Source organism: Streptomyces sp. NPDC017943 (genome assembly GCF_044328425.1).
Classification (GTDB): domain Bacteria; phylum Actinomycetota; class Actinomycetes; order Streptomycetales; family Streptomycetaceae; genus Streptomyces; species Streptomyces djakartensis_A.
On sequence record NZ_JBIRHH010000057.1, the window covers coordinates 1 to 4,568 of the forward strand.

Sequence of the window (4,568 nt, forward strand, 5' to 3'; positions counted from 1 at the left end):
CTGGCGGATCCTCCAGCGAGCCAGATGCTCCACCCGCCGCATCGGCACCATCATCCAGGCCGTACACACACTGCTGACCTGCGACTATTCAGGATAAAAGAGGTTCACTGATACCGCGGGCCGCCACGGGGCGGCCGCGTGTGGAGGACCGGCAGGTCATCAACGGGATGGTCTACATGATCCGCACCGGGATCTCCTGGCGTGACCTGCCGGAACGCTACGGGCCGTGGAAGACCGTGTAGCCGCAGATACTGCGGTAGGTGACCCCTTTTGCTGGCGTTCCTCGGAGCCGAGAAGCCAGTCCTCTCTGCGGTGGGCTGTCTGTGAACCCGTGTGACCCTCGCCTCGTAGTGCCAAGCACATCGGCCTTTCACTGTGAGGAGCTGTCGGAAAATGGTGAAGAAGAAGAAGTTCGCTGCTGCGGTTGCTGTGCCGCTCCTGGCCCTTGCGGCTGGCGCCATCATATTTACTCAGACCGAAACTGTCGAATCTTCTGCGAAGGTAAGCGCCGCGGCTAAGGCTGGGCCTAATGGCGGGCCTATTTGCGTCTTCAATGACGTCAACCTTGACGGGGAGTTTTTTAATGGAGATTTGGAGAGTCCGCGTGACTTCAATAGCAAGCATTGCTTTGGCCTGAATGAGGAAATTGGCCACCTGGGTACACTCCGGAACAATGTGGACGATGCTGTCTCCTCAATAGCAAACAACAGCGGTAGGACGGTCTGCTTCTGGCAGGGACCTGATTTCACCGGTGGTGCTATTGAGGTTCGCCCGTACACGAGCGTCAATTTGACTGGTCGTATGGCGAAATTCAACGACACTCTCACTTCGATGAGAGCCTGTCCCGGCCCGGAGGTAGGGGATGGAATCGTTGCGTACATCAATTTCGATGAGCCTCACCAAAAGGACCTGCACATCACAGGGGAGGTGCGCTCGCTGATCGATGTAAAAGGCAACCTTAATGATCAGATTTCCCGGATCTCAAACTTTGGCCGCAAACCGGTGTGCGGTTACGTGGACGGCAATTTCGGAGGAAATCCTGTCCTCGATATCCAGCCCGGCACAACCATTATCTTCAATGGCCACTACGCGCAGTTCAACGACCGACTGTCGTCGATCAGACCGTGCTGAGGCGTACCCCCGTGGCTGTCCAGGCTCTGGTGGGAGTGCGCCTCTGCTGTCTGTGCGGGAGGGGAATGCGTACTGAGTCGCTGCGGTCGCGGGACGTGACCGCAGCGCCCGGGGTGGCTGCGTACCGATGCCGATGCTGCCGCCGCCCCCGGGCTACAGCGTTCGTCGGCTCAGGCGGCGAGCCCGTGGGGCGGCGAGGGCGCCGGGAGATACGTGGCCGGGTCGGCCGGGGTGCCGTCGTAGCACTCCAAGCAGCAGCCCAAAGTCCGTAGCGGCAGCACGTGGTGATAGCGGCGGCGGCACCTCGGGCACGTGCTGCGAGCCGCCATCGCGGCGTCCAGGGCGGCCTCCATCGCGAGGGTCATGGGGCGCACCGGCTTGGCGAGGTCGACGCGGTAGAGGTAGGCGGGCCGGGTGCAGGTACGGGCCGGGCGAGTGGCGTAGGCCTTGCACCGCAGGATCGCGGCCGGGTCTTGGCCGGCGGGGCGCAGGCCGGCCGCGCGCAGCTGGCGGCGCGTAGCGAGCCGGTCGGCGGGCACGGTGCCCCACTCGTACTCCGCCAGCCCTTGCTCGGTGCGCGGACGCGCCGGACGGCGTACCCTTCGGGCGCGGGTGCTCACCGGGGACTCCAGGGCGGGGGCAGGCGCTGCGGGTAGCGGGGACCGGGCACCGTGGGGCGGGCTGGCCCATACGGCGGCGCGGTCGAGGAACGAGCACGGTCAACCTCCATACGTCGGTCGGTGGACAGCACCGCTCCCCCGCCAGCGCGGGCGGTTGACGGGGGAGCGGGTGCGTGCGGGTGTGACAGTCGGTTGGTGTGCAGGCGGCCAGAGTGGGGGCTCACGGACCGCGTCTATGCCTTGCGGTGCAGCCGGGCGCTGTCGCATTCGGTGGCGTCGAGGCCCGGGCCGTGCAGGTGCGCTGCGAGCAGGTCCTGGCGGGTCCATACCAGCGTCCACAGGCGGCCTCGCCTGCATTCGTCACGGCGGGGATAGGGGGCCGCGGCCTGGAAGCCGCGCGGGCTGTACCGGATGCTGAGGTTCTGGCGGTCCACCACGATCTCGCCGTACAGGTGCGCGGGGTCGATCTCCGTGGTCACCTGCGCGAGGCGATGGGCGATGTCGTGCCCGAAGCGGACGGACGCCTGCTCCCAGGGGCGGAACCACTCGGAGCGGGTGTAGCGGTCGGCAAGGAAGTCCGCCATGGGGTCGGTGGGCGGGAGCCAGTGGCCTGTGCGGGTGTCGACCGTTCCGCAGTGCTGGCAGGTCCGGCACGGGGGCCGGCCGGTGCAGCCGTCCTCGAACTCCTCCCCGCAGCGCTGGCAGTGGTGGGACCGCTTCTCTTCTGGACTGCCCGCGGCGGCCCCGCACCCCTTGCACACGTAGCCGGTTCCAGAAGGGCCGGCGCGTTCTTGTCGGCGGTGAAAGCTTCGCTGGCAGCGCTCTGCCAGCGGGCAGAGCGGCGGGACTGCGCGGCAGGCAGCGGCCGGTACAGCACACTGAGGGACCGGTCGCCGCCCTTACCCAGCAGGAGCTGGGTCATCAGGTCGCCGCCGGTTTCGTCGGGCCATGCCGTGATCCGTGCGGTGGCTGCGCGGCGGCCACCGTCCAATGCGACCCAGCCGGGGCTTCCGGAGGGTCACGTCGGGTGCGGGTGCAGGGTCGACGCGGGTGAGGGTGCCGAGGCCAGCGAATCCCTCTGGGGACGTGGGCAAGGAGGCATGCAAGCCCCGACTACGACGGCTACACTTTCAGACGCCCTGACGAGCGGTCACCCCATCCTGGCCGACCGCTCACCCCAGGCCAAAGCCGCCGAGGGATTCGACAAGAGCGCGTTCCGCGTCGACTGGAAAGCACGCCAGGTCTGCTGTCCCCAAGGCGCCACCGGCGCCGGCTGGTACCCGGTCACCCAGCACGGCCGCAACGCCATCGTGATCGACTTCGCCGCTCCGACTGCCGTTCCTGTCCCTCCCGGGCCAGCTGCACCAGCTCGGCTCGCGGTACCCGCATGCTCACCCTGCGTCCCCGTGAACTGCACGAACGCACCACCACGGCCAGAGCCGAACAGGACACCAAGTCCTGGCGAACCAGGTACGCCCTGCGCGCCGGCATCGAGGGCACCGTCAACCAGGCCCTCGACACCACCGGCATCCGCCAGGCCCGCTGCCACGGCCTGCCGAAAGTCACCCTCCAGCACACCTTCTCCGCCCCCGCCCTCAACATCGTCCGCCTTGACGCCTGGTGGACCACCGACCCACTACGCAAGCCCCGTACCAGCCGACTGGAGCGCCTCAGCCACCAGTTCGCCAGCTGACGAGCTCGGCAACAGAGTTGCGCAGGACAGGCCATACCGCGTTCGGGGAGGGCTGCCGCGCCCGCCGCAATGCTGTCGCAAGATCGCTCACCGGCCGGGCGCCAGCGGGAAGAGGCCGTGCTCATGGGGACGGCGGGGTCCTGACCGCTTGGACCGCCTCGGCCAGCGACGCCGATGCGTGGCGGCTTCGTCGAGCGCCTCCGGGCAAGCGGCGTCGTGCATCGGCCGGGCCCTTGCCAGGAACCGAAAACCGGTGGCCGTGACGTCGGTGTCGACGCCGCGGCAGCCGGTCGGGCACAGGTGCCGCGCCATCAAGCCGCAGCCCTCCAGCCGGCCGACCCAGCGCGTGGGACGGACGCCGAGCCGTTCGGGCCGAAGGGACTGATCGCCGCCTGACGGCCTCTTGCCACGACACGCCGTAGGTCCCCCGAAGGAACTACCCGACAAGTCGACCACCAGGTGCAAGGCAGTTGCCGGACCTGCTACTGGGGGCGCAGGGACGGCCGACAAACGCCAAGGCCCTCGACGGACGCGGAAGCGTCTTTCAGCCCCTGGGCAAGGCCAGGTCTCGCGACGAAGAGCGCGGCGCCGTGTTGACGACGCGCCCCGACGGCGAATGATCGTCTGCCAAGCTGACGCGATGAGCGTTCGCCCGTTCCCCTCCCGTGACCGCGCGCTGCGGCAGGTCATGCGCCGACACCGCAACGAGATCCCCGCGGCCTTCCGCGCTGCCCAGCCCGGCGGCCCCGAATCAGCACAGCGGATGCGTGCCGTCGTCACGGCGCTTCCCGGCGCGCCCTCCTATGTCCTGTCGACGCGCCGCTCGGTATAGGGCCGCTCCCCCGCGCACGCTGCCGTGCGAGAGCGAACCTCCCGTGTTCGCGCTCAGCGGTGTGCACCGAGTCGGGGCGAAGCGTTTCTCCGGTATGACCTTTCCCCCCACACGAGCGAGACACGGACGAAGCCGCTGATCAGCCCCTGCAGTGGGCGGCTATCAACGGTGCATGCTCAACACTGTTGTTCGCGGTCTTACTGATCGTTTCAGAATGAGTTGACGTGTGGGGCTTGGGAGTTGGGCTTGATGGCGGCAGAGTTCTTCGAGTGCCGGATGATCTTGTGCCTGA

The 4,568-nt window shown here is 67.7% G+C and carries 5 protein-coding genes and 2 pseudogenes; 5 read left to right on the top strand and 2 right to left on the bottom strand.

Going from position 1 to position 4,568, the window contains the following annotated elements; all coding sequences use genetic code 11:
* From ACH4C6_RS35935 to ACH4C6_RS35945, 3 genes and pseudogenes are all read left to right on the top strand, one after another.
* Positions 1–97: pseudogene (locus ACH4C6_RS35935) on the top strand (IS5/IS1182 family transposase); the annotation flags it as partial.
* Positions 87–239 (top strand): annotated as a pseudogene (locus ACH4C6_RS35940) (transposase); the annotation flags it as partial. The pseudogenes ACH4C6_RS35935 and ACH4C6_RS35940, both read left to right, overlap by 11 nt.
* A gap of 154 nt (positions 240–393) precedes the next feature.
* Entirely contained in the window at positions 394–1,131 is a 738-nt protein-coding gene (locus ACH4C6_RS35945) for a peptidase inhibitor family I36 protein (protein ID WP_398112782.1), read from the top strand.
* 170 nt (positions 1,132–1,301) lie between these two features.
* Here ACH4C6_RS35945 and ACH4C6_RS35950 read toward each other — a convergent pair whose 3' ends face one another.
* Positions 1,302–1,751, bottom strand: coding sequence for an RRQRL motif-containing zinc-binding protein (locus tag ACH4C6_RS35950; RefSeq protein ID WP_398112783.1), 450 nt, complete (start codon positions 1,749–1,751; stop codon positions 1,302–1,304).
* Positions 1,752–1,984: 233 nt separating this feature from the next.
* Entirely contained in the window at positions 1,985–2,512 is a 528-nt protein-coding gene (locus tag ACH4C6_RS35955; protein ID WP_398112784.1) for a hypothetical protein, read from the bottom strand.
* A gap of 512 nt (positions 2,513–3,024) precedes the next feature.
* Between ACH4C6_RS35955 and ACH4C6_RS35960 the strand changes: the two genes are divergently transcribed.
* Together ACH4C6_RS35960 and ACH4C6_RS35965 are read left to right on the top strand one after the other, a co-directional pair.
* On the top strand, positions 3,025–3,444 hold the full coding sequence (locus ACH4C6_RS35960; RefSeq protein WP_398112786.1) for a transposase: 420 nt from the start codon (positions 3,025–3,027) through the stop codon (positions 3,442–3,444).
* A gap of 640 nt (positions 3,445–4,084) precedes the next feature.
* Positions 4,085–4,276: a hypothetical protein gene (locus tag ACH4C6_RS35965; protein ID WP_398112785.1), complete on the top strand. Its 192-nt coding sequence runs from the start codon at positions 4,085–4,087 to the stop codon at positions 4,274–4,276.
* The last annotated feature ends 292 nt before the right edge of the window (positions 4,277–4,568 follow it).

Excerpts from the sequence above, each read along its gene's own strand:
- ACH4C6_RS35945 (WP_398112782.1), top strand. The coding sequence starts at position 394 with ATGGTGAAGAAGAAGAAGTTCGCTGCTGCGGTTGCTGTGCCGCTCCTG.
- ACH4C6_RS35965 (WP_398112785.1), top strand. The coding sequence starts at position 4,085 with ATGAGCGTTCGCCCGTTCCCCTCCCGTGACCGCGCGCTGCGGCAGGTC.